This window comes from Phaeacidiphilus oryzae TH49, assembly GCF_000744815.1.
Classification (GTDB): domain Bacteria; phylum Actinomycetota; class Actinomycetes; order Streptomycetales; family Streptomycetaceae; genus Phaeacidiphilus; species Phaeacidiphilus oryzae.
In genome coordinates this window covers 2584408-2607345 of record NZ_JQMQ01000005.1, presented here as the reverse complement: position 1 = coordinate 2607345, position 22938 = coordinate 2584408, and the positions used below count along the sequence as shown (strand labels likewise).

Here is a 22938-nt window from a genome sequence, read left to right as displayed (position 1 = left end):
GCGATCAGCGATCAGCGATCAGCAAGGCGCTCAGCCGGAGGTCTGGGCGAGCACCCAGCGGGCCTGCGCCACCACCGCCGGGTCGACCAGCCGGCCGCGCTCGTCCAGCCAGGCTCCCGTCCCCTCGCCGTCGGCGGTGTGGAGGGAGCGGATCAACCGGTGCGCCTGCGCGACCTCCTCGCCGCGCGGCGAGAACACCCGGTTCACCGTGGCGATCTGACGGGGGTGCACCACCGAGCGGCCGTAGAGGCCGCGGTCCCTGGCGGCCTCGGTGTCGGCGGCCAGGCCCTCGGTGTCGGCCACGTCCGTCCACACGCTGTGCACCGGACTGTCCAGCCCGGCCGCCCGGGCCGCGTTGACGATCCGGTCCCGGGCCCAGTCCAGCCCTGCCGAACTGCGCACCCGCAGGTCGGCCCTGAGGTCGGCCTCGCCGAGGGAGAGCAGCCGCACCGCCGGGTCGGCGAGGGCGAGCCGGAAGGCCTCCTCGACACCGAGGGCGCTCTCGATGAGCACGTGCAGTGGGGCCTCCACATACCGCCGCACCGCGGCCACCTCGTCCGGTGCCTCGCACTTCGGCAGCCGCAGCCCGTCCGGGGACAGCCCGGCCAGTGCCTCCAGATCGGCGGTGCCCACCGGGGAGCGGACCGGGTTGATCCGCACCCACAGCGGTTTGGGCCACTCGCCCCGCACGGCCCGCGCGGCGAACCGCCGGGCCTCCTCCTTGCGGGCGGCGGGCACCGCGTCCTCCAGGTCGAGGACGACGGCGTCCGCCTCGCCGGCCATCGCCTTGGCCAGCATGTCCGGCCGGGTGGCCGGCACGTACAGCCAGGAGCGGACGGGGGCGCTCTCGCCGTTCATACGACCCCCCGGGTACGCAGCTCGTCGAGCTCCGCCTCGTCCACCCCGTACTCGCCGAGGACGGCAGCGGTGTCCCGGCCGAGCCGGGGACCGGAGGAGCGGACCGCGCCGGGCGTGCGGCTGAGCCGGAAGGGGACGTTCTGGAAGCGGACCGGGCCCAGTTCCTCGTCCTCCACCTCGGTGATCGTGCCCAGTGCCCGGTACTGCGGGTCCTCGAAGATGTCCCGCATGTCGTAGATCGGCGCCACCGCGGCCTGGGCCTCCTCGAAGGCCGAGGTCACCTCGTCGCGGGTGCGCTGGGCGATCCAGGAGCCGACCGCCTCGTCCAGCTCGTCCGCGTGCCTCGCCCGCTCGGCGCCGGAGCCGAACCAGGGCTCGTCGATGTACTCGGGGCGGCCGACCAGCCGCATCACCCGCTCGGCGATGGACTGCGCGCTGGTCGACACAGCGACCCAACTGCCGTCCTTGGTCCGGTAGATGTTGCGCGGGGCGTTGTTCGCCGAGCGGTTGCCGGTGCGCGGCTGCAACTCGCCCAGCTGGTCCCAGGTGATGGCCTGCGGTCCGAGGAGGGTGACCATCGGTTCGATGATGGCCAGGTCGAGCACCTGGCCGCGGCCGGTCCGCTCGCGTTCGTGCAGTGCCGTCATGATGCCGAAGGCCGCAGTGAGCGCGGAGACCCCGTCGGCGAGCCCGAACGGGGGGAGTGTGGGGGGCCCGTCCGGCTGCCCGGTGATGGCGGCGAAACCGCTCATCGCCTCGGCGAGGGTGCCGAACCCGGGCCGCTGCGCGTACGGGCCGTGCTGGCCGAAGGCGGTGACCCGGGCCAGCACCAGACGGGGGTTGATCTCGGAGAGGACGTCGTAGCCGAGCCCCCAGCGCTCCAGTGTCCCCGGGCGGAAGTTCTCGATCACCACGTCCGCGTCCCGGACCATCCGGCGGAAGATCTCCTGGCCCTCGGGACTGCCGAGGTAGAGGGTGATCCCGCGCTTGTTGCGGGAGAGCATCTTCCACCACAGCCCCACCCCGTCCTTGCTGGCGCCGTGGTGGCGGACCGGGTCGCCCCTGGGGTGCTCGACCTTGACCACGTCGGCGCCGTAGTCCCCGAGGAGGGTGGCGGCGAGCGGCCCGGCGAAGAGGGTGGCCACGTCCAGGACGCGTATCCCGGACAGGGCGGGGCGGGGCTGCGCTTCGGTGCTGCTGGTACTGGGTGTGGTCATGTCCGTCCCTGGGTCGTGGCGGGGAGGGGAGCCCGGCTCTCGGACGCCGGGCCGGCCCAGCCGAGCGCCGTGGAGACCTCCGCGGCCGCCTCGACGACCCCGCCGGCGTAGTCGTGCACGAACTCGGAGGTGACGCGCCAGCGCGGGCCGCAGACCGAGACCGCGCCGCGCACCTCGCCGTCCAGCCCGAAGACCGGGGCGGCGACCGACCCGGCGTCGGCCTGCCGTTCCCCGGCGGAGGCGGCGAAACCGCAGGCCCGGATCTCGGCCAGCTCGGCCCGGAGCGCCTCCGGGTCGGTGGGCGTGGTGGTGGTCAGCGCGTCGAGTCCGGCGCCGAGCACGGCCTCGCGCTCGGCCTCGGGGAGGAAGGCGAGGATGCACTTGCCCGAGCTTCCGGCGTGCAGGGGGAAGCGCCTGCCGAGCTCGACGGTCATCTTCACCTCCTGGGTGCTGACGATCTGTTCGATGTAGACGCGGCCGCCGGGGACGGCCGTGCTGAGGGTGACCGTCTCGCCGGTGGTGCGGTGCAGCCGGTCGAGCGGCCCCGCGGCCGCCGAGCGGAGGTCGAGGCCGCGCAGTGCGCGCGCTCCCAGCGCCGCCGTGGTGGAGCCGAGGCGGTAGCGGCGGGACTCCGGATCGAGGGTGATCATGCCCCGGGAGGTCAGCGTCTGGAGGATGCGGTGCACCACGGCCTTGCTGAGGTCGAGCTCGCGCGCGATCTGCGAGACGCCGAGCTCGTCGGGTCCGTCGGTGAACAGCAGCAGGACGTCGATCACTCGGCCTGCGGTCTCGGTTCCGGATGGCGTTGTCATGGACTCATTTTCCTATCCGCCCGAGTGTGCGGGGCTCCGGATGAGAATTGAAGCCGTACCGCTCACTGGTACATCAGGGAAGCACCGCTTCCGGGGCCAGTCAAGGGGAGAAATTGCTGCAAACACCGGGAATCCTATCGGGGGACAGGGGGTATTGACCGCGCCGCCGATAGCCTGAAATCATCTTTCCATCTTCCCGTTCCGTTCACCGGAACGAATTCGAGAGAGGGGAGGCGCAGAGTGTCGGACTCGCTCAGGACCGACAAGCGCATCGCCGCCGAGCAGGTGGCCGCCCTCGCCGAGTGGATCGCAGCGCTCCGCTGGGAGCAGGTGCCGCCCGAGGTGCGGCAGCGGCTGTCCGCCGTCCTGCTGGACACCCTGGCCGTCACGGCGGCCGGCGCCCGCACCGCCGACCAGGCCCGGATCCGGGCCGGCTGGCCGCAACCGCCGGGCGGTGCCCCGGTCCTCGGCGCCGGCGTCCTGACCACGGTCGACGCGGCCGCGTTCCTCAACGCCGGCGCGCTGGTCTGCTGCGAGCTCGACGAGGGCAACAAGTACGCCCGCGGCCATCCGGCCGCGCACAGCCTTCCGGCGATCCTGGCGCTGGCCGCCGACTCCGGCGCGTCCGGCGAGCGGACGGCGCTGGCACTCCTCGCCGGCTACGAGGTGGCGGCCCGCTTCGGGCGGGCCACAGTGCTGCACAACGGCGTTCACCCGCACGGCAGTTGGGGGATCGCGGGGGCGGCGGCCGGCTGCTCCGTACTCCTCGGCCTGCCGGCCGCCGCGGTCGCCGCCGCCATCGACACCGCCGCCGGCCTGCCGATCGCCGGCCGCTTCGACAGCGCGCTGGACGGCCACCGGGTCCGGGACGCCTGGGTCGGCGCCGGCGCCCTCTCCGGGCTCACCGCCGCCCGGCTCGCCCAGGCCGGAGTCGTCCGCAACAGCGGCACCGCGGCCCTCACCCTCGGCACCCTCCTCGGCCGCTTCGCACCGGACCGGCTCACCGCCGGGCTCGGCGCGGACTGGCTGATCCTCGGCAACTACTTCAAGCGGCACGCCTCCTGCTCCTACACCCACCCCGCCGCCGACCTCGCCATCGAACTGCGCGACCGCCATCTCACCGGCCTGACGCCGGAACAGATCGCGGACCGCGTCGAGGAGTTGGCGGTCGCCACCCACTCGCTGGCCGCACCACTGGACCGCACCGACTGGGACAGCCCCCTCGCGGCGATGTTCTCCGTCCCGTACGCGGTCTCCGCCGCACTGCTCTACGGAGAGGTCGCCCCGGCCACCGCCGACCGCGGACCGCGGGAGGACCCGCTGCTGCGCAGGCTGGCCGCCCGGGTGGCGGTAGGCGAGGACCCCGCGCTCACCGCGCAGCTGCCCGACCGGCGCGCCGCCGAGCTGCACGCCCGGCTGGCCGACGGCCGCAGCCTGCGGCTGAGCGCCCCCAATCCGGTGGGCGACAGCGACCACCGGCCCTTCGACGACGCCGCACTGTCCGCGATGCTGGCAGGGCTGCTGGGGGACCGCGCGGCGGTCGACGCCTTCGCCCGCGCCGCCACCGCCCTCCCCGGGGCCCCGGACGCGGGGGAACTGCTCCGCCCGCTCGCCGCGGAAGGAATCCGAACCCGATGAAGATCACCTCAGTCACCCCCATCGTCGTCGACCAGGCGGAACTCGAACGGCGGCGAGAGCGCTACGCCCGGCTCTGCCCGCCCGGCGTGGAGTTCGCCCTCGACCCCCTGCCGCCGCACGGCCCGCGTCAACTCGCCACCGCCGCCGACATCGCCGCCTCCACCGCGCTGGTCACCGCCGCCCTGGACGCCCAGCCGGCCGGGCCGGGGCTGGTACGGATGCCGGACTGCGTGCTCGATCCCGGGGTGCCGGCCGAGCCGGCCGGGGACACCGTCGGCCCGGTCGGCATGCTGCGGATCGCCGCCGCCCACCTCGCCGCCCGCGGTGAGCGCTTCGGCGCCGTCACCCGCAACCCGGCCATCGCCGCAGCCCTCGCCAAACGCGTCCACGACTACGGACTCGACGCCTGGTTCGCCGGGGTCACCGTCCTCGACCTCGAACTCGACGCGGTCGCCGACGCCGGACGCTGGCACCGGGCGGTGCGCGGCGCACTCGACGACTTCGCCGCGCGGGGCGTCGGCACCGTGGTCAACGGCTGCTCGGCGGTGGACCCCGGACCCGCCCACCGGGTGCGGCTGGTCGACCCGGCCGCCCTCGCCCTCTCCCTCCTCGCCGCCGGAGCCGCCCTGTGACCCGCAACGAGGACAGCGTCGCGGCGGCCCTGCACGAGGACGCCGTCGACCTGGTCGTGGCCGGCGCCGGCGGCGGACTCGCCGGGGCGCTCCGGGCGGCCGAGCAGGGCCTCAGCGTCCTGGTCGTCGACCCGGACGAGCAGTTCCTCCGCGGCAACAACACCTCGATGTCCACCGCGATGATCCCCGGCCCCGGCTCCCGCTGGCAGCGGGAGGCCGGCGTCGAGGACGACCCGGAGCGCTTCCTCGCCGACGTCCAGGCCAAGACCCATGGCGCCGCGGACCCGCGGCTCGCCGCCGCCCTCGCCCGGGCCGGCGCCCCGCTGGTGGAGTGGCTCGCCGACCGGGTCGGCCTGCCCATCGAGCTGGTCCGCGACTTCAGCTACCCCGGCCACTCCGCCGACCGCCTCCACACCGTCCCCGGCCGGCACGGCTCGGCGCTCCTCCGCGGACTGTACGAGCAGGCCCGCCGCAGCCCGTCGATCGACTTCCTGATCCCGGCGCGGCTGGTCGACGTCGTTTTCGCCGACGGCCGCGGCGGAGGCGTCGGCGGTCCCGGTGGTAGCGGCCCCGGCGGTCCCGACAGCCCCGGTGGCCCTGGCGGCCCCGACGGCGCTCTGACCGGCGCCGTCCTGGAGTACCCCGACGGCCGCCGCGAGACCATCCCCGCCCGGGCCGTCCTCCTCGCCACCAACGGCTACGGCGCCGACCGGGAACTGGTCGCCCGCCACCTCCCCGAGATCGCCCAGGCCGCCTACCACGGCGGCCAGTTCTCCCGGGGCGACGCTCTGGCGATCGGCCTCCGGCACGGCGCCGCCGCCGACTACCTGGACGCCTACCAGGGCCACGCCGCCCTCGCCCGCCGCTCGGCCACCCTGGTCGGCTGGGCGACCATCATGCACGGTGCGATCATGGTCGACGCCTCCGGCGCCCGCTTCGGCGACGAGACCTGCGGCTACTCCGAGTACGCCGCCGCCCTCGCGGCCCGCCCGGAGGCCCGCGGCTGGATCGTCCTGGACCGCCGCATCCAGGACCTCTGCGGCTCCTTCACCGACTTCCGGCAGACCGTCGAGGCCGGCGCGCTCACCTGGGCCGAGGACGCCGAGGCGCTGGCCGCCCGGATCGGCTGCGCCCCCGAGGCCCTGCGCGCCTCGCTCGCCCAGCAGTCCGCCGGCGCGCGCGGCCGTACGGGTCCTGGCGGCGGCCGCCAGGACCCGTACGGCCGCGCCTTCTTCGAGGCCCCCCTCGAACCCCCGTACGCCGCCGTGGAGGTCGTCCCCGCGCTCTTCCACACCCAGGGCGGCCTGGTCGTCGACGAGCACGCCCGCGTACTCGACGCCGCGGGCGCCCCCCTGCCGGGCCTGTACGCCTCCGGCGGCGCCGCGCACGGCATCTCCGGCCACGGCGCCGACGGCTACCTCGCCGGAAACGGCCTCCTCCCCGCACTCGGCCTGGCCTGGCTCGCGGCCGGCCACCTCGCCGCCTCCGTACCCAACCCGCACCTGACGAAGGGCACCGCACGATGAGCGACAACGGCTCCGCCACCGGCTCCGGCTCCGCTACCGGCTCCGACTTCGAGTTCGACCTGCTGGTCAAGAACGTCCGCCTGGTCCACCACGACGCCCCCGACACCCCGGCCACCGACATCGGCATCGCCGACGGCGTCTTCCGCCGCATCGAGCCGGACATCCGCCCCGAGCTCGCCCGCGAGGTCGTCGACGGCCGCGGCCTCCTCGCCTTCCCCGGCGTCGTCGACGCCCACCAGCACTGGGGCATCTACAACCCGCTCTCCGATGACACCGTCTCGGAGAGCCGCGCCTGTGCCCAGGGCGGCGTCACCACCGCCCTCACCTACATGCGCACCGGCCAGTACTACATGAACCGCGGCGGCAGCTACCAGGAGGTCTTCCCCCTCGTCCTGGAGGGTGCTGAGGGCCTCTCGCATGTGGACTACGGCTTCCACCTGGCTCCCATGCAGAAGTCGCACATCGACGAACTCCCGCGCCTGGTCGAGGAGTTCGGGGTCACCTCGTTCAAGATCTTCATGTTCTACGGCAGCCACGGCCTGCACGGCCGCTCCTCCTCGCAGAACGACTTCCTGATGATCCCGCCGGGGGAGCGGTACGACCTCGCCCACTTCGAGTTCGTCATGCGCGGGGTGCAGGCCGCCCGCGAGGCCTTCCCGGACCGCGCCGACGAGATCTCGCTCTCCCTCCACTGCGAGACCGCCGAGATCATGACCGCCTACACCAAGCTGGTCGAGGAGGAGGGCAGCCTGGAAGGCCTGGCCGCGTACAGCGCCTCCCGCCCGCCGCACTCCGAGGGCCTGGCCGTCACCATCGCCTCGTACCTCGCGCACGAGACCGGCCTGCCCAACATCAACCTCCTCCACCTCTCCTCCCGCAAGGCGGTGGAGGCGGCCATGCTGATGGCGAAGACCTTCCCGCACGTCGACTTCCGCCGCGAGGTCACCATCGGCCACCTGCTGGCGAACATCGAGACGGCCTCCGGGGTCGGCGGCAAGGTCAACCCGCCGCTGCGCCCGCAGGAGGACGTGGACGCCCTCTGGGAGCACCTGGTGGCCGGCGACATCTCCTGGGTGGTCAGCGACCACGCCTGCTGCAAGGAGGAGATGAAGTTCGGCGACCCGGCCGACGACGTCTTCGCCGCCAAGTCCGGCTTCGGCGGCACCGAGTACCTGCTGCCCGGCCTGGTCGGCGCCGGCCGCGCGCACGGGCTCAGCCCGCAGCGGGCCGCCGAGCTGACCGCCTGGAACCCGGCGAAGCGCTTCGGCCTCGGCGCCACCAAGGGCCAGATCGCCGTCGGCTACGACGCCGACCTGGTGCTGGTCGACCCAGACCGCTCCTGGACCGTCGACGCCGCCGACTCCGAGTCCGCCCAGGAGTACACCCCGCTCCAGGGCCTGGAGATCGGCGCCACCGTCGACTCCACCTTCCTCCGCGGCCGCCGGATCTACGCCGACGGCAAGGTCACCGGCGAAGCCAACGGCCGCTACCTGCCCCGCCCGACGTCCACCAAGCGCTGAAACCCGCGGCCCCGGATGCAGCGCCGCAGGCGCGAATCTCAGGCGCGGGGCTCTGCCATCTGCGGCTCCGCCGCGTGGGCGCGCCCAGCCGCCCACGCCGCCGGAGGCGGCAACGGCGCCTGGGTTGCAACCCGGACTCCGTACCCGGCTGCGACGCCGCAAGCCGCTGGGCGCGCAGTTCCCCGCGCCCCTGGTTGTGCGGCTGTGCCGCGACAACCCGGGCCGCGACATCACGCTGCGAAGCTCAGTCCCCTCAGTTGACGAACCATCACCAGCCCCACTCCGCCAGCAACTTCAGCGCCTTCGCCACCGACTCCCGCCGCACGGCCAGCAGCGGGAGCCGTACCTCCGCTGTCGGGATCCGCCCGCGGGCCTGCAGCACGCCCTTGATCACGGCCGGGTTGGGCTCGGCGAAGGCGGCGGCGGACAGCCGCGCTAGCGCGCCACCGAGCGCCCTGGCGCGCTCCAGGCCGCCCTCGCCCCGCCGCCACGCCCCCACCAGCTCCACGAAGGGGGCGGCGGCCAGGTTCGCCGAGGCCAGGATTCCGCCGGCGGCGCCGAGCGCCAGCATCGGCGACAGCAGCACGTCGTCCCCGGCCAGCACCGCGAAGTCCGGCGGCGGAGCCCCGAGGAGATCCACCACCTCCTGGTCGATCGCCCCGGTGGCCAGCTTCACCCCGCGTACGGCGGGCAGGGCGCCGATCGCCCGCAGATCCGCCGCCCCGAGCGGCCGGGCCGTGCGGTACGGCACGTGGTAGACGATCAGCGGCAGCGGACTGCTACCGGCCAGCCGCTCGAAATGCGCCCGCACCCCCGCCGCCGACGGCCGGGTGAACGCCGGCACCGGCACCAGCGCCGCATCCGCCGCCCCCTGCCTCCCCAGCGCGGCCAACTCCCTTGCGGTGGCCCGGGTATCACTGCCCCCGGCCCCCACGGTCAGCACCGCCCCCGCTCCCGGCAGACCCGCCCGCACACCTCCACGACCGCCGCCTTCTCACCCGCGTCCAGCGTGGCCGTCTCACCCGTGGTCCCCAGGGCGACGATCCCGTCCGCCCCCGCCTCCAGCACCTCCCGCGCCAGCCCCTCCAGGGCCCGCAGATCCACACCCCCATCCACCCCGAACGGCGTCACCAGCGGCACATGCACCCCACGTATCCCGAAGCTCTCCATGGCCCGACCCTGGCCCGACCCCCACCATCAGGTCCAGTTCGCTTTCCTTCCTCTACTCGTAAGCTGAGCCGATGCTCGACGTCCGACGCCTCCGCCTGCTGCGCGAACTCTCCCTGCGCGGCACCATCGCCGCCGTCGCCGAGGCCCTCTCCTTCACCCCTTCGGCGGTCTCCCAGCAGCTCAGCACCCTGGAACGGGAGGCCGGCGTCCCCCTCCTGGAACGCACCGGCCGGACCGTCGCCCTCACCCCGGCGGGGGAGAATCTAGTCCGCCACGCCGAGGCGGTGCTCGCCCGCCTCGAACAGGCGGCGGCCGAACTCGCCGACACCCGCCGGGGCCTCTCCGGCCCCCTCCGCATCGGCGCCTTCCCCACCGCCGCCCGCGCCCTCCTCCCCGCCGCCCTCTCCCGACTGGCCCGCGACCACCCCGGCCTGGAACCGATGGTCCGCGAGATCGACCCGGCCGACGTCGCCCCCGCCCTCCGCGCCGGCGACCTCGGCATCGCCCTCGTCCACGAGTACGACCACGTCCCCCTGCCACCCGAACCGGGAATCACCACGGCCCACCTCCTCACCGAGCCCATGTACCTCGCCTCGGCCGCCCCCTCTCCGCCCCGGCCCCCACTCTCCCCCCGGAGGCCGCCGAGTCCCCCTGGATCACCGCCACCCCCGGCACCCTCTGCCACGCCCTGACTCTCCGCGCCTGCCAGGCCGCCGGCTTCACCCCCCGAATCCGCCACCAGATCGACGAGTTCGCCACCGTCCTCTCCCTGGCAGCCGCCGCCCAGGGCATCGCCCTCGTCCCCCACCTGGCCGCCCTCACCCCACCCCCCGGCGTCCACCTCGCCCCCCTCCCCCTCCACCGCCGCACCCACATCGCCCACCGCACCGGCGCCACCCACCACCCGGCCATCCAGGCCCTCACCACAGCCCTCCACAGGGCAGCACCACCAACATCCGCCCTTCTCATCTGACAGCACGTCAATAGCATGTAATCCAGTGAGCACGGTCGGCAGTTGGGAGGCACCGATGGGTGCGGTCACGGTTCGCCCCGAGGGTCCGCAGCGGCTGCTGGCCGCCGCGCTGCGGGACATGTTCGCCGGCTACGCCCGGCGGCCGATCCTGGCCCCGACCGAGACCGCCATCGGCCACTCGGCGGAACTGCGCACGATGGCCTACCTGCTGGTGGGCGCCGAGGCCGTCGTCGAGGGCCTGATGGACGTCTCGATGCTCCCGCCCGCCTGGCGCCCGTTCCACCTGCTCTGGCTGGCCCTGCTGATCGACGGCACGATCGCCTTCGGCGCCGTCACCCGCCGCAACCCGCATCGTCTGACCGCCACGGCACTGACCGTACGCGCGGGCCTCTTCGACCAGTTCACCGTCCCACTCGCCGACATCGAGACGGTCCGCCGCGAACGCCTCTCGGTCAGCGGCCGCGGCCTGCGTCCCGTCCCGGGCCGAGCGGACTCGGTGATCTGCAACGTCACCGGAACCGCCGAACTCCGCCTCACCCTCCGAGCCCCCCTCGAACTCCGCCTGGCCGACAGCTCAACCCTGCGCGCCCGCCACCTCCACCTCGCCGCCGACGATCCGGCCACCGCCCACCGCACCCTCCGCGCAGCGTCAGCCTCCGCCACCCCGACGCCGTGAACGAACCTTCAGCCCGGGCCCGCCAGAATGCCCCCGTGGACAAGTCGCCCGGTCCCGAATGCCCGCCGCCCACCCGCGCCTGGGTGGAGTCGATGGGCGGCCCGCTGATCGCGGTCCCGGTCTCCGCCCTCGACGCCTGGGCCGGCGGGACTCTCCACGGGCTGGTCATCGGCGGCGCTGCCCCCGATGACTACGACCGCGCCTGCACGGTGGACGGCCTCGCGGGGGTGATCGCGGTCGGCGACGGCCCCGCCCAGGCCCTGGTCCTGGCGGACGAGCCGGCGACCAGCTGCTACCTGCCGGAACACCGCGCCTTCCTCTGCTGGCTCGCAGCCGACTCGGAGGCCCCCTGCTGTCGGCCGCCCACGCCCTCCTCACGGACTAGACCGCCGACTGGGAGGACTGCGGCACCTGGCACGTCCGCGCCATCCACAGTGAGCTGGGCGAAACAGCCTGGGTAGGCCTGGTCCAACTCCTGCCTGCCGAAGACTGACCGCCGAGAGCCCGGGTGCGCCTGCCGCTGCCGCCGCGATGCGCCCCGGCTGCGGGCCCGGGCGGCGTTGTCAGTGCCCTCTGCTGTACTGCAGTGGAGGGGCTGTTCGGATCACGATAACCGCAGCAGGGGGGATCATGGTCGACGTCCGGGCCTACACCAAGCGCGACAGCACCCAGGTGAGCGCGCACACGCGCTCCGCCCCGAGGACTGCAGCCGCCGGTGGCGGTGCGGGGCTGCTGGTCTTCCTGGCTGTCCTGTGGGGGATGGCCAGCCACAACGTCACCGTCACCGTGCCGCCCGCGGGCAGTGCCTCGCCGCGTCCCGCCTCCACCGCCCTGGCCTTCGCCGTATCGCTGCAGGGGCGCGGCTGATGGCCGCCCGGCGCAGGCGCCGAGGCCGGGCCGCGGCCGGTTCACCGGGGGAGCCGGCGCTGTTGATCGCCGGCGTGGTGGCACTGGTCCTGGCCTACGCGGTGGTGCATTTCCTCTTCGTGCACTGGTGGTTGCTGCTCCTGCTCGGCCTGGCGGCCGGCGGTGGGGGCGTCGCGCTGTGGCAGGGCCGCCGGCAGCGCCGGGCGCGAGCGGCGGAGCAGTTGCGGACGCTGCGTCTGCACTTGGCCGAGCTGGACGCGCTGCGGCACGACGGCTTCGAGTACGCAATACGCGATTTGCTGCGCCGCGACGGCGCCCGCGCCGAACGCACCGGCGGCGCCGGGGACCAGGGCTGCGACGTACGCGCGGTCGACCCGCTGGGGCGGGTGTGGATATTCCAGGCCAAGCACCGCCGCGACGGACTCGCGGGTTCCGCGGTCGGCACGCCCGACCTGCAGCGCCTGAACGGCACCGCCCGCCCGGTGCACGGCGCGGACGTAGTCGTCGCGGTCACCAACGGCCGCTTCTCCACCAGGGCGCCCGCCTTCGCCAAGGCCCAGCGCATCCATCTCGTAGACCGCAGCCTCCTCGCCCGCTGGGCCGCCGGCCCCCACCCCCTGTGGCAGCTACTCGACAAGCTCCCAGCCCCGGCCAGACGCGGACTCATCAGATGATGTGAACCGCTCCGACCCGCCGGGCGTACGGCGCCGGAAGCGAGGAGATCCGTATTCTGTCTGGTGACGGGAAGGAGCCGTTGATGAGCGTCGAGGCGATCATGCACACCGAGTTCCCCGAGGGATACACGGTCTTCTTCGGTGCCGACGGGAAGGTGATCATGACTCCGCAGAGCGAGGAGCACTCCAGCACCATTCGCTCGATGCAGATCGACTCCCTCGCCCTGGGCCGTCACGCGAAGATCACCTCCGACGTGTACCTCGACTTTCCGGCAGACGAGAACTCGGCCCCTGACTTCGCCATCCTCCGTGAGGACGCGCGCAGGCAGGGCAAGCGGTACAGCTTCGAGGACGTCCTGCTGATCGCCGAGGTGGTGTCGGTCTCCTCAGCGCGCAAGGACTACGACGACTGCACCGCCAAGTACGGCCGCCACGGCATCCCGGTCTACCTCGTCGTGGATCCGTACGCCGCGGAGGTCGTCGTCCACACCCAGCCCACCGGCGCCGGGTACATCGCCGCGCACACCCACGCCTACGGCACCGGAAAGCTCCCGATCCCCCTGGCGGACGGCCGCACCTTCACCCTCGACTTGGACGAGCTGCCCCGCCCCGACACCGCCACCGGAACCCGCTGACCCGCGCTCCTGCCTTGGGGTCGCTGCCAGGTTCGGGTGCGGCACTGGCTCGGAGCCTTCTGCGGTCACGGAGGGTGGGGCCGGGCGGTGGGGCCCTGCGTGCGCGTGGGGCCGGAGGGGCGCACGATGCGTGGCCCGTGCCGGTGCCGGGACGCGGGCGGGTGGCCGCCGTATGACTCGGAATGGCTCCCGGCTTTGTCTTACCGATCGTGATGGGGTTTCTTGGTGGGATGGGGTGGGTGGACCGACCCCGGCAAGCGCCACAACCATCTGGAGCTGAAGACCGGCGAGGCGAACACGGACCGCCCGGCACCCATCCTGCCCCATTGGTGGCCCCACTCCGCTCCCATGCGGCCGACTTCGGCACTGCGCCGTACGGCCAGCTGTTTCCCAACGAGCGGGGAGATGTGCGCGGCACACCGAGCTACTGGCGCGTTTGGCAGGAAGCCCGCGCGTATGCGCTGCCGCCGGACAAGGTGGCGTCCCCGCTCGGCAGGCGTCCGTACGCCCTGCGGCACGCGTGCATCACGACCCTGCTCAACGCCGGAGTGCCCACAGTCGAAGTCGCGCGGCGCACAGGGAACTCGCCGGAGGCCACCCATCGCCGCTATGAGGGTTGCATCGACGGGCGAACAACCAGAGGATCGCCCGTGCGATGGGACGGTGGATGGCCTGTAGTACTCCGAACTCTCCTCGCGGGGTGGGGACTTCGGGCGCTATGGCCCCCCGCCTCCGGAATCCACTGGCATGATTATCTGCCCAGGGTGGTGATGTTGGGTGGCCGGCGGGAGAAACGGTGGGGACGTGGCAGTTGAGTCGATGCAGCCGAAGCCGATCAGTCCGGCGGCATACGGCGCGCTCTCAGTAGCCTTGAAATCGATCTTCTGGTACAAGCGCGACCTGGAGAAGTACATCCGTCGCTGGGCAAAGGGGCATCCGGAGTTGCTGGATGGCCTCGACTTCGACGATTACAAGTGGGCCACGGCTGATGAGTTCGTGGACAGGCTCCAGGCCGACGAGTCCGACTATGGGGACCTGACGTTTCGCCTCATGGTCGAGATCTCGGAGATGGCCAGCTTCCCGGCGCTCAAGCGTCACGAAGACGCGGAGTCCCTGCTTGCTGAAGCGCGAGAGGCCGTAGGCCAGCTCAAGGGCTGCGTAGGCCGCCATCGGGGGCTGGTGGCCGAGCAGGAACGGTTTGTCGAAGACCTTGCTGCCCACCGCGTAGTCATGGAGACGCGCCGAAGCTTTGCCGAGCGGCTTCAGAGTCTCAGGGCTGAGTTCCTGAGACTGGAGGGTGAGACGGACCGGCAGAAAGCCGGACGAGAGTTTGAGTCTTTTCTGAACCGACTCTTCCGGTTATTTGACCTTGAGCCGAGACTGTCCTATGTGCTCCCAGAAGAGCAGATTGACGGATCCATCACGTATGACACCGATGACTACATCGTCGAGGCGAAGTGGTGGAAGGGGCCCATCGAGGTCCAGCAGGTTGACAGCTTCGTAGAGAAGGTGCGCCGCAAGGGGAAGAACGCCCTTGGGCTTTTCATCAGCGTTGGCGGCTTCACGCAGGGGGTCAAGCGCCGTTACAGCGAAGGCTCCTGTTTCCTCACCATGGAGGGGACGGATCTCTTCTGTGTGCTTGATGCCCGCATCACGCTGGACGAACTGTTACGACGGAAGAAGCGGCACGTGAACGAGACGGGGAGCTGCTACTACCCGGCCCACCTGATGGTGAACGAGTAGGGCCGGCCCGGGGTGCACTCACTCGCTACTCACGCGTGAGCAGCGCCAGACAACGAGAGAGGGCCGGACCCAGTGGGACTGGGTCCGGCCCTCTCTTCATCCGGCACGTGCAGGTCAGCAGCGTGATTACTGCGCTGACCAGTACGTGCCCCCGGCAGGATTCGAACCTGCGCACACGGCTCCGGAGGCCGTTGCTCTATCCCCTGAGCTACGGGGGCGTCCGCTCGGCGATCGCCTTGCGACGGGAAGAACATTACCAGCTTGGGAGGGGTGGTTGTGACCGGGTTCCGGGTGGGTCTCCTCCGGGGTGAATCGGCGGCCGATCTTCGGAAAGCGGGTACGGGGGGTGCCTCGGGTCTCTACTCTGGGTGATGTGCCTGGCTTGTCCGGTCGGGTCCTCGTTGTGGACGACAGCGCGGTGATCCGGCAGCTGATCAGGGTCAACCTCGAGCTCGAGGGCTATGAGGTGGTGACCGCGGCCGATGGTGCCGAATGCCTGGAGGTCGTCCACACGGTGCGCCCGGACGTGGTGACGCTGGACGTCGTCATGCCCAGGCTGGACGGCCTGCGGACGGCGGCCCGGCTGGCCTCCGACCCGCGGACGCGGGACGTCCGGATAGCCATCGTGAGCGCCTGCACCCAGGCGGATCTGGAGCGCGGCCAGTCGGTCGGCGTGGACGGGTACCTGGGCAAGCCCTTCGAGCCCGCGGACCTCATCGAGCTGGTGCGCCGGCTGATCGAGCAGCCCCCGGGCGCCGGGCGGGAGTCGGTGGACGCGGAGAGCGCGTAGGCCGCGCGCACCCCGCGCGCGCCCCCCGCGCGCTCCCCGCGCCGCGCGCGTCTCACCGGTCAAACCCGTTGGCGGGGCGACCCCCTCCGTCGCCTACCCTTGCACCGTGACCCCCGCAGAGCTTTCCCAGGCAGTCCAGACCGCCGTCAGCGCAGCCGTAGACGCAGGCGAGCTGACCGTCCCCGTCCCCGAGACGGTGAACGTCGAGCGGCCGAAGAACCGCGACCACGGCGACTTCGCGACCAACGTCGCGCTGGTCCTCGCCAAGCCGGCCGGCAAGCCGCCGCGCGCGGTCGCCGAGCTGGTCGCGGTCCGCCTGCGCGAGCTGCCCGGGGTGGCGAAGGTGGACATCGCCGGGCCCGGCTTCCTCAACATCACCCTGGACGCCGCCACCCAGGGCGAGCTGGCCCGCACCATCGTCGAGGCCGGCAAGGACTACGGCCGCAACGACACCTTCGTCGGCCAGAAGCTCAACCTGGAGTTCGTCTCGGCGAACCCGACCGGCCCGATCCACATCGGCGGCGTCCGCTGGGCCGCCGTCGGCGACTCGCTGGCGCGCGTCCTCCGGGCCTCCGGCGCCGAGGTCACCACCGAGTACTACATCAACGACGCCGGCGTGCAGATCACCAAGTTCGGCGCCAGTCTCCTCGCCTCCGCCCACGGGCGGCCGGTCCCCGAGGACGGCTACGTCGGCGAGTACATCAACGACATCGCCCAGCAGATCCTCGCCGAGCCCGGGAACGCCGGCCTCCTCGACCTTCCCGAGGAGGAGCAGCTGGCCCGCTTCCGGGCCGAGGGCCTCCGCCTGATGGTCGCCGAGATCCAGCGCTCGATGGCCGACTTCGGCGCCCACTTCGACGTCTGGTTCTCGGAGAAGTCGCTGCACGACTCCGGCGCCGTCGCCAAGGCCGTCGACCGGCTGCGGGAGCAGGGCCACGTCTACGACCAGGACGGCGCGGTCTGGCTGCGGACCACCGACTTCGGCGACGACAAGGACCGGGTCCTGATCAAGGCCGACGGCGACACCACCTACTTCGCCTCGGACGCCGCCTACTACCTGGACAAGCGGGACCGCGGCTTCGAGACCGCCGTCTACATGCTGGGCGCCGACCACCACGGCTACGTGGGCCGCCTCAAGGCCATCGTGGCCTGCGCCGGCGACGACCCGACGCACAACATCGAGGTGCTGATCGGCCAGTTCGTCAAGATGCTCAAGGACGGTGAGGAGGTCCGCATGTCCAAGCGTGCGGGCAACATCATCACCATCGACGACGTGGTGGACTGGATCGGCGTGGACGCCGCCCGGTACTCCCTGGCCCGGGTGCCCACCGACTCCACCCTCACCCTCGACATCGACGTGCTGACCAGCCAGTCGAACGAGAACCCCGTCTTCTATGTGCAGTACGCCCACGCCCGGATGAGCTCGGTCGCCCGCAACGCCGCCGAGCTGGGCATCGACCGCGGCGCCGCCGAGGACTTCAAGCCGGAGCTGCTGAGCAGCGAGTGGGAGAACCAGCTGCTCGGCCGGCTCGGCGAGTTCCCCGGCGTGCTGGCCACTGCCGGCGAGCTGCGCGAGCCGCACCGGGTCGCCCGCTATCTGGAGGACCTGGCCCGGGACTACCACCGGTTCTACGACAACTGCCGGATCCTGCCGCGCGGCGACGAGGAGGTCACCGACCTCACCCGGGCCCGGCTGTGGCTGGCGGAGGCCACCCGCACGGTCATCGCCAATGGCCTCGACCTCCTCGGGGTCTCCGCCCCCGAGCGGATGTAGCACCCCAGCCCGAGGCGCGAGGCCCGAGGCCCCAAACCCGAAGCCCAAAGCCCGAGGCCCAAGCCCAAAGCCCGACCCCCGAACCCCGACCCCGGAAGCCCGACGAGCCGGCCCCCGAGCCCGGCAGCGAAACACCCAGGAGTTCACCGAGATGAGCCGCTCCGCCCACCCCGCCGGGCCCCGGCACGGAGACGTGCTGCCCGAGGGCCACTACGCCGCGCCGCCGGAGGACCTGAACGCCCTCGACCCGAAGGTGTGGGCGCGGACCGTGGTCCGCGGCGAGGCCGCCGAGGGCGGCGCGCTCCAGGTGGGCGGCCTCGACGTGCGGGCCCTCGCCGAGGAGTACGGCACCCCGGCGTTCATCCTGGACGAGGCGGACTTCCGGGCCCGCTGCCGTGCCTGGCGGGAGGCCTTCGCCTCCGAGCGCCCCGGCAGCGAGGGCGCCGACGTCTACTACGCCGGCAAGGCCTTCCTCTGCCGGGCGGTCGTCCGCTGGCTGCACGAGGAGGGGCTCAGCCTCGACGTGTGCAGCGGCGGCGAGCTCGCGGTGGCCCTGGCGGCCGGGATGCCGCCGGAGCGGATCGCCTTCCACGGCAACAACAAGACCCGCCACGAGCTGGAGCAGGCGGTCAAGGCCGGCGTCGGCCACGTGGTGGTGGACTCCTACGAGGAGATCGCCCGCCTGGCCTGGGCGGCCCAGCAGTTCGGCGTCCGCCAGCGGGTGCTGATCCGGGTCACGGTCGGTGTCGAGGCGCACACCCACGAGTTCATCGCGACCGCCCACGAGGACCAGAAGTTCGGTCTCTCGCTCACCGGCGGCCAGGCCGCGGAGGCGGTTCGCCGGGTCCTCAACCTGGACTCCCTGGAGCTCGCCGGGATCCACTCGCACATCGGCTCGCAGATCTTCGACACCGCGGGCTTCGAGGTGGCCGCCCGCCGGGTGGTCGGCCTCCTCGCCGAGATCCGCGACGAGCACGGCGTGGAGCTGCCCGAGATCGACCTCGGCGGCGGCCTCGGCATCGCCTACACCAGCGAGGACGACCCCCGCGAGCCCGCCGAGATCGCCAGGTCGCTGGCCGACATCGTCCGCCGCGAGTGCGTGGCCGCCGATCTCACCCCGCCCCGGCTGTCGGTGGAGCCGGGCCGGGCGATCGTCGGCCCGACCGCGTTCACCCTCTACGAGGTCGGCACCGTCAAGCCGCTGGAGGGCCTGCGCACCTACGTCAGTGTGGACGGCGGGATGTCCGACAACATCCGTACCGCCCTCTACGACGCCGACTACTCGGTGGCGCTGGCCTCGCGCCGGAGCGCCGCCGAGCCGATGCTGTCCAGGGTGGTCGGCAAGCACTGCGAGTCCGGCGACATCGTCGTGCGGGACGCCTTCCTTCCCGCCGACACCGCCCCGGGGGACCTCCTCGCCGTGCCCGCCACCGGCGCCTACTGCCGCTCCATGGCCAGCAACTACAACCACGCCCTGCGGCCCCCCGTGGTCGCGGTGCTGGACGGCACGTCCCGGGTCCTGGTCCGCCGGGAGACGGAGGAGGACCTGCTGCGCCTGGACGTCGGACACTAGAGAAGACCTCCGGTCTCAGATTTTGGAAGGCGCGGAGATCGTCACGCGACCTCGCCGAGACTGGGTCGGAACACGCAAACGGATGAGCGGAGTCGGATGATGCGTACGCGGCCGCTGAAGGTGGCGCTGCTGGGTTGTGGTGTGGTGGGCACCGAGGTCGCCCGCATCATGACGACGCACACGGCCGACCTCGCCGCCCGGATCGGCGCCCCCGTGGAGCTCGCCGGGGTGGCCGTCCGTCGCGCCGGCCGCGAGCGCCCCGGCATCCCCTCCGAGCTGATCACCACCGACGCCACCGCCCTGGTCAAACGGGACGACATCGACGTGGTGGTCGAGGTGATCGGCGGCATCGAGCCCGCGCGCTCCCTGATCACCACCGCCTTCGAGCACGGCGCCTCGGTGGTCAGCGCCAACAAGGCGCTGCTCGCCGCCGACGGCGCTGCCCTCCACGCCACCGCGGCGGCGGCCGGCGTCGACCTCTACTACGAGGCCGCGGTGGCCGGCGCCATCCCGCTGCTCCGCCCGCTGCGCGAGTCGCTGGCCGGCGACAAGGTGAACCGGATCCTCGGGATCACCAACGGCACCACCAACTTCATCCTGGACAAGATGGAGTCCACCGGCGCCGGGTACTCCGAGGCGCTGGAGGAGGCCACCGCCCTCGGTTACGCCGAGGCCGACCCGACCGCCGACGTCGAGGGGTTCGACGCCGCCGCCAAGGCCGCCATCCTGGCCGGCATCGGCTTCCACACCCGGGTCACCGCGGACGACGTCTTCCGCGAGGGCATCACCGAGGTCACCGCCGCCGACATCGCCTCCGCCAAGGAGATGGGCTGCGTGATGAAGCTTCTCGCGATCTGCGAGCGCACCCCCGACGGCACGGCGGTCACCGCCCGCGTCCATCCGGCGATGATCCCGCGCAGCCACCCGCTGGCCAATGTCGGCGGCGCGTACAACGCGGTGTTCGTGGAGGCCGAGGCGGCCGGCCGGCTGATGTTCTACGGTCCGGGCGCCGGCGGCGCCCCCACCGCCAGCGCCGTCCTCGGCGACCTGGTCGCGGTCTGCCGCAACAAGCTGGCCGGGGCGGTCGGCCCGGGCGCCTCCGCCTACGCCCAGCTGCCGGTCAGCCCGATGGGCGAGGTGGTCACCCGCTACCACGTCAGCCTGGACGTGGACGACCGCGCCGGTGTCCTCTCGCAGGTCGCCGGGGTCTTCGCGGAGCACGGTGTGTCCATCGACACCGTTCGCCAGCAGGGACGCGAGGGCAGTCAAGGGGATGCCTCGCTGGTCGTGGTCACCCACCGGGCGAAGGACGCCGCTCTCGCGGCCACCATCGCCGAGCTGCAGAAGCTGGACTCGGTACGCGCAGTGGCCAGCATCATGCGGGTCGAGGGCGAGTAACGCCGAGCAACTGAGAGAACCGGACAAGGGAATCAGCCATGAACGCCGTCGTCGACGCGTCCCGCGGGGCGCACACCCATCAGTGGCGGGGCCTCATCCGCGAATACGGGGACCGCCTCCCGGTCACCGAGGACACGCCGGTGGTCACGCTGCTGGAGGGCGGCACGCCGCTGGTCCCGGCGCAGGTCCTCTCCGAGCGCACCGGCTGCGACGTCTTCCTGAAGGTGGAGGGCGCCAATCCGACCGGCTCCTTCAAGGACCGGGGCATGACCATGGCCATCTCCAAGGCCAAGGAGGAGGGCGCGCAGGCGGTCATCTGCGCCTCCACCGGCAACACCTCCGCGAGCGCCGCGGCGTACGCGGTGCGCGCCGGGATGGTCTGCGCGGTGCTGGTCCCGCAGGGCAAGATCGCCCTGGGCAAGATGGGCCAGGCGCTGGTGCACGGCGCCAAGATCCTCCAGGTGGACGGGAACTTCGACGACTGCCTGACGCTAGCCCGCGGGCTGAGCGACAACTACCCGGTGGCCCTGGTCAATTCGGTCAATCCGGCGCGTATCGAGGGGCAGAAGACGGCCGCCTTCGAGATCGTCGACATGCTCGGCGACGCGCCCGGCCTGCATGTGCTCCCGGTGGGGAACGCGGGCAACATCACCGCGTACTGGAAGGGGTACCAGGAGTACGCCAAGGACGGGATGTCCACGCGTACGCCGCGCATGTGGGGCTTCCAGGCGCATGGCGCGGCGCCCATCGTGGACGGCGCGCCGGTGCGCAACCCGCAGACGATCGCCACCGCGATCCGCATCGGCAACCCCGCCTCCTGGGACTTCGCCGAGGCCGCGCGGGACGAATCGGGTGGACTCATCGACAAGGTGACGGACCGCCAGATCCTCTCCGCGTACCGGCTGCTGGCCTCGCAGGAGGGCGTCTTCGTCGAGCCGGCCTCGGCGGCCTCGGTGGCGGGCCTGCTGAAGAAGGCTGAGGAGGGGCTGGTCGACCCCGGGCAGCGGATCGTCTGCACCGTCACCGGCAACGGCCTCAAGGACCCCGACTGGGCGGTCGCGGGCGCGCCGCAGCCGACGGTCATCCGGGCGGACGCGGAGGCGGCGGCGCTGCAGCTGGGCCTGGTGTAGCGGCCTCCCGCCCCGGCGGCGCGGCCGGTCGCCCGGCGGCGACCGCGGCGCCCGGCGCGGCGTCTGCGCTGCCCAGCGCGGCGGGTGCGCCGCCCGCCGCGCCGCGCCCGGCGCCGCCGTCGACAGCGGCCGTGCGCAGACACGCAAGCTCGCTGTCAGCGGGGGTGTACCGCCGCAGAACCCATCTTCGATACGCTGAGTCCCGTCAGCCGCGCACACGCCGCTGGCACATCCCCGAAAGCCCCGCCAGGGGGCAGTACCGCCGATATCCCGCCGTTCCTCCGGCGAGCGCTCCAGGAGAGTTCACGACACATGGCCGGTCCCGCTTTTCGCGCCGCCGCGGTACGGGTCCGGGTTCCCGCGACCACCGCGAACCTGGGCCCCGGCTACGACTCGCTCGGCCTCGCCCTCAGCCTCTACGACGACGTGGTGGTGAGGGTCGCGGAGAGCGATCTGCATGTGGACATCGCGGGGGAGGGCGCGGACACCCTCCCGCGCGACGAACGGCACCTCATGGTCCGTTCGATGCGCGCCGCCTTCGACCTGCTCGGCGGCCAGCCGCGCGGTCTCGAGGTGGTGTGCGCCAACCGGATACCCCACGGGAGGGGCCTCGGCTCCTCCTCGGCGGCGATCGTGGCCGGACTGATGGCCGCCCGTGCGGTCACCATCGGCGGACCCGAGCGCCTCGACGACGCCGGACTCCTGGCCCTGGCCTCGGAGTTGGAGGGGCACCCGGACAACGTCGCACCCTGCCTCCTCGGCGGGTTCACCATCGCGTGGACGGACTCCGACGGCTCGGAGCGCGCCCGCGCGGCGCGCCTGGAGCCGGCGGACGGGCTGGTGCCGGTGGTCTTCGTGCCCTCCCAGGAGGTGCTCACGGAGACGGCGCGCGGCCTGCTCCCCAAGCAGGTTCCGCATGCGGACGCCGCCTTCAACGCGGCCCGGTCGGCGCTGCTGGTGGCGGCGGTGACCAGGGATCCGCGGCTGCTCTACCCGGCCACCGAGGACCGGCTGCACCAGGACTACCGCGCTCCGGCGATGCCCGGCAGCGCCGCGCTGGTGGGGGCGCTGCGGGCGGAGGGCGTGCCCGCGGTGATCTCCGGCGCGGGGCCGACCGTCCTCGCGCTGCTCGGGGGAGAGCGGGGGAGCGGGGAGGAGACCTCCGACGCCGTCGTCGAGAAGGTACTCGGCTTCGCCGGCGGCGAGTGGTCCGCGCACCGACTGGGGATCGATCTCGACGGAGCCGCCGTCCTGCCGCTGACCGGCGGCGGAACGGGCGCCGGCGGCGTCGCGTCGCCCCAGGAGAATTAGGGGTTCCGCCGGAATGACCCA

The 22938-nt window shown here is 72.7% G+C and carries 21 protein-coding genes, 1 tRNA gene and 1 pseudogene; 17 read left to right on the top strand and 6 right to left on the bottom strand.

The window, feature by feature from the left end; all coding sequences use genetic code 11:
- Positions 1–30: 30 nt before the first annotated feature.
- From BS73_RS15395 to BS73_RS15385, 3 genes are read right to left on the bottom strand one after another with little or no spacing between them, the layout of a single operon-like run.
- Positions 31–858, bottom strand: a complete 828-nt coding sequence (locus BS73_RS15395; protein ID WP_037572845.1) for an HpcH/HpaI aldolase/citrate lyase family protein — start codon at positions 856–858, stop codon at positions 31–33.
- A complete protein-coding gene (locus tag BS73_RS15390) occupies positions 855–2075 on the bottom strand; it encodes a CaiB/BaiF CoA transferase family protein (protein ID WP_037572842.1) in 1221 nt (406 codons plus the stop codon). The genes BS73_RS15395 and BS73_RS15390 overlap by 4 nt, the downstream gene beginning before the upstream one ends.
- A complete protein-coding gene (locus BS73_RS15385; protein ID WP_037572839.1) occupies positions 2072–2887 on the bottom strand; it encodes an IclR family transcriptional regulator in 816 nt (271 codons plus the stop codon). Before BS73_RS15385 ends, BS73_RS15390 begins: the two co-directional genes overlap by 4 nt.
- 240 nt (positions 2888–3127) lie before the next feature.
- On the opposite strand from BS73_RS15385, the gene BS73_RS15380 reads away from it, so the two are divergent.
- The 4 genes from BS73_RS15380 to BS73_RS15365 are packed head-to-tail and all read left to right on the top strand — an operon-like array spanning position 3128 to position 8203.
- Complete coding sequence (locus BS73_RS15380) at positions 3128–4525, top strand: MmgE/PrpD family protein (protein ID WP_037572836.1); 1398 nt, start codon at positions 3128–3130, stop codon at positions 4523–4525.
- Entirely contained in the window at positions 4522–5157 is a 636-nt protein-coding gene (locus tag BS73_RS15375; protein WP_037572835.1) for an aspartate/glutamate racemase family protein, read from the top strand. The genes BS73_RS15380 and BS73_RS15375 overlap by 4 nt, the downstream gene beginning before the upstream one ends.
- Positions 5154–6683 carry an FAD-dependent oxidoreductase gene (locus BS73_RS15370; RefSeq protein ID WP_235215419.1) on the top strand — a complete coding sequence of 510 codons (1530 nt, stop codon included), beginning with the start codon at positions 5154–5156 and terminating at the stop codon, positions 6681–6683. The genes BS73_RS15375 and BS73_RS15370 overlap by 4 nt, the downstream gene beginning before the upstream one ends.
- Positions 6680–8203, top strand: coding sequence for a dihydroorotase (locus BS73_RS15365; protein ID WP_051939964.1), 1524 nt, complete (start codon positions 6680–6682; stop codon positions 8201–8203). Before BS73_RS15370 ends, BS73_RS15365 begins: the two co-directional genes overlap by 4 nt.
- Positions 8204–8471: 268 nt before the next feature.
- Here the strand turns inward: BS73_RS15365 and BS73_RS15360 are convergent, their stop codons facing one another.
- A complete protein-coding gene (locus tag BS73_RS15360) occupies positions 8472–9146 on the bottom strand; it encodes a dihydrodipicolinate synthase family protein (RefSeq protein WP_322987269.1) in 675 nt (224 codons plus the stop codon).
- The gene (locus tag BS73_RS40705) at positions 9140–9373 is read right to left on the bottom strand and encodes a dihydrodipicolinate synthase family protein (RefSeq protein WP_322987268.1); all 234 of its coding nucleotides are present in this window, start codon (positions 9371–9373) and stop codon (positions 9140–9142) included. The genes BS73_RS15360 and BS73_RS40705 overlap by 7 nt, the downstream gene beginning before the upstream one ends.
- A 71-nt stretch (positions 9374–9444) precedes the next feature.
- Between BS73_RS40705 and BS73_RS15355 the strand changes: the two are divergent.
- The 7 genes and pseudogenes from BS73_RS15355 (at position 9445) to BS73_RS15325 (ending at position 14941) form a co-directional block, all read left to right on the top strand.
- A pseudogene (locus BS73_RS15355) lies at positions 9445–10346 on the top strand (LysR family transcriptional regulator).
- Positions 10347–10371: 25 nt separating this feature from the next.
- The gene (locus BS73_RS15350; RefSeq protein WP_152617616.1) at positions 10372–11022 is read left to right on the top strand and encodes a hypothetical protein; all 651 of its coding nucleotides are present in this window, start codon (positions 10372–10374) and stop codon (positions 11020–11022) included.
- A 92-nt stretch (positions 11023–11114) separates the two neighbouring features.
- Entirely contained in the window at positions 11115–11483 is a 369-nt protein-coding gene (locus BS73_RS15345; RefSeq protein WP_322987311.1) for an Imm21 family immunity protein, read from the top strand.
- 169 nt (positions 11484–11652) lie between these two features.
- Positions 11653–11889 (top strand): hypothetical protein, encoded by a 237-nt coding sequence (locus BS73_RS15340; protein ID WP_037572829.1) that lies wholly within the window; start codon positions 11653–11655, stop codon positions 11887–11889.
- Positions 11890–11951: 62 nt separating this feature from the next.
- On the top strand, positions 11952–12563 hold the full coding sequence (locus tag BS73_RS15335; protein WP_322987266.1) for a restriction endonuclease: 612 nt from the start codon (positions 11952–11954) through the stop codon (positions 12561–12563).
- A gap of 83 nt (positions 12564–12646) precedes the next feature.
- On the top strand, positions 12647–13198 hold the full coding sequence (locus BS73_RS15330; RefSeq protein ID WP_037572827.1) for a Uma2 family endonuclease: 552 nt from the start codon (positions 12647–12649) through the stop codon (positions 13196–13198).
- Positions 13199–14002: 804 nt separating this feature from the next.
- Positions 14003–14941, top strand: a complete 939-nt coding sequence (locus BS73_RS15325; protein WP_235215418.1) for a restriction endonuclease — start codon at positions 14003–14005, stop codon at positions 14939–14941.
- Positions 14942–15087: 146 nt separating this feature from the next.
- Here the strand turns inward: BS73_RS15325 and BS73_RS15320 are convergent.
- Positions 15088–15159 (bottom strand) — tRNA-Arg (locus tag BS73_RS15320).
- Between the two features lie 185 nt (positions 15160–15344).
- Here BS73_RS15320 and BS73_RS15315 point away from each other — a divergent pair.
- From BS73_RS15315 to thrB, 6 genes are all read left to right on the top strand, one after another.
- Positions 15345–15731, top strand: coding sequence for a response regulator (locus BS73_RS15315; protein ID WP_407675012.1), 387 nt, complete (start codon positions 15345–15347; stop codon positions 15729–15731).
- A gap of 106 nt (positions 15732–15837) precedes the next feature.
- Positions 15838–17505, top strand: coding sequence for an arginine--tRNA ligase (argS, locus tag BS73_RS15310; protein ID WP_037572818.1), 1668 nt, complete (start codon positions 15838–15840; stop codon positions 17503–17505).
- 151 nt (positions 17506–17656) lie between these two features.
- Entirely contained in the window at positions 17657–19078 is a 1422-nt protein-coding gene (lysA, locus tag BS73_RS15305) for a diaminopimelate decarboxylase (protein ID WP_037572815.1), read from the top strand.
- Positions 19079–19174: 96 nt separating this feature from the next.
- On the top strand, positions 19175–20476 hold the full coding sequence (locus tag BS73_RS15300) for a homoserine dehydrogenase (RefSeq protein WP_037572814.1): 1302 nt from the start codon (positions 19175–19177) through the stop codon (positions 20474–20476).
- Positions 20477–20514: 38 nt separating this feature from the next.
- The gene (thrC, locus tag BS73_RS15295) at positions 20515–21606 is read left to right on the top strand and encodes a threonine synthase (RefSeq protein ID WP_037572812.1); all 1092 of its coding nucleotides are present in this window, start codon (positions 20515–20517) and stop codon (positions 21604–21606) included.
- Positions 21607–21918: 312 nt separating this feature from the next.
- Positions 21919–22917 carry a homoserine kinase gene (thrB, locus tag BS73_RS15290; RefSeq protein ID WP_037572810.1) on the top strand — a complete coding sequence of 333 codons (999 nt, stop codon included), beginning with the start codon at positions 21919–21921 and terminating at the stop codon, positions 22915–22917.
- The last annotated feature ends 21 nt before the right edge of the window (positions 22918–22938 follow it).

What these genes read in the sequence shown, in the direction of transcription:
- BS73_RS15390 (WP_037572842.1), bottom strand. Translation starts at nt 2,075, where the DNA reads ATGACCACACCCAGTACCAGCAGCACCGAAGCGCAGCCCCGCCCCGCC.
- BS73_RS15395 (WP_037572845.1), bottom strand. Translation starts at nt 858, where the DNA reads ATGAACGGCGAGAGCGCCCCCGTCCGCTCCTGGCTGTACGTGCCGGCC.
- BS73_RS15345 (WP_322987311.1), top strand. Translation starts at nt 11,115, where the DNA reads ATGGGCGGCCCGCTGATCGCGGTCCCGGTCTCCGCCCTCGACGCCTGG.
- thrC (WP_037572812.1), top strand. Translation starts at nt 20,515, where the DNA reads ATGAACGCCGTCGTCGACGCGTCCCGCGGGGCGCACACCCATCAGTGG.
- BS73_RS15365 (WP_051939964.1), top strand. Translation starts at nt 6,680, where the DNA reads ATGAGCGACAACGGCTCCGCCACCGGCTCCGGCTCCGCTACCGGCTCC.
- lysA (WP_037572815.1), top strand. Translation starts at nt 17,657, where the DNA reads ATGAGCCGCTCCGCCCACCCCGCCGGGCCCCGGCACGGAGACGTGCTG.
- BS73_RS40705 (WP_322987268.1), bottom strand. Translation starts at nt 9,373, where the DNA reads ATGGAGAGCTTCGGGATACGTGGGGTGCATGTGCCGCTGGTGACGCCG.
- BS73_RS15330 (WP_037572827.1), top strand. Translation starts at nt 12,647, where the DNA reads ATGAGCGTCGAGGCGATCATGCACACCGAGTTCCCCGAGGGATACACG.
- thrB (WP_037572810.1), top strand. Translation starts at nt 21,919, where the DNA reads ATGGCCGGTCCCGCTTTTCGCGCCGCCGCGGTACGGGTCCGGGTTCCC.
- BS73_RS15300 (WP_037572814.1), top strand. Translation starts at nt 19,175, where the DNA reads ATGATGCGTACGCGGCCGCTGAAGGTGGCGCTGCTGGGTTGTGGTGTG.
- BS73_RS15375 (WP_037572835.1), top strand. Translation starts at nt 4,522, where the DNA reads ATGAAGATCACCTCAGTCACCCCCATCGTCGTCGACCAGGCGGAACTC.
- BS73_RS15385 (WP_037572839.1), bottom strand. Translation starts at nt 2,887, where the DNA reads ATGACAACGCCATCCGGAACCGAGACCGCAGGCCGAGTGATCGACGTC.
- BS73_RS15340 (WP_037572829.1), top strand. Translation starts at nt 11,653, where the DNA reads ATGGTCGACGTCCGGGCCTACACCAAGCGCGACAGCACCCAGGTGAGC.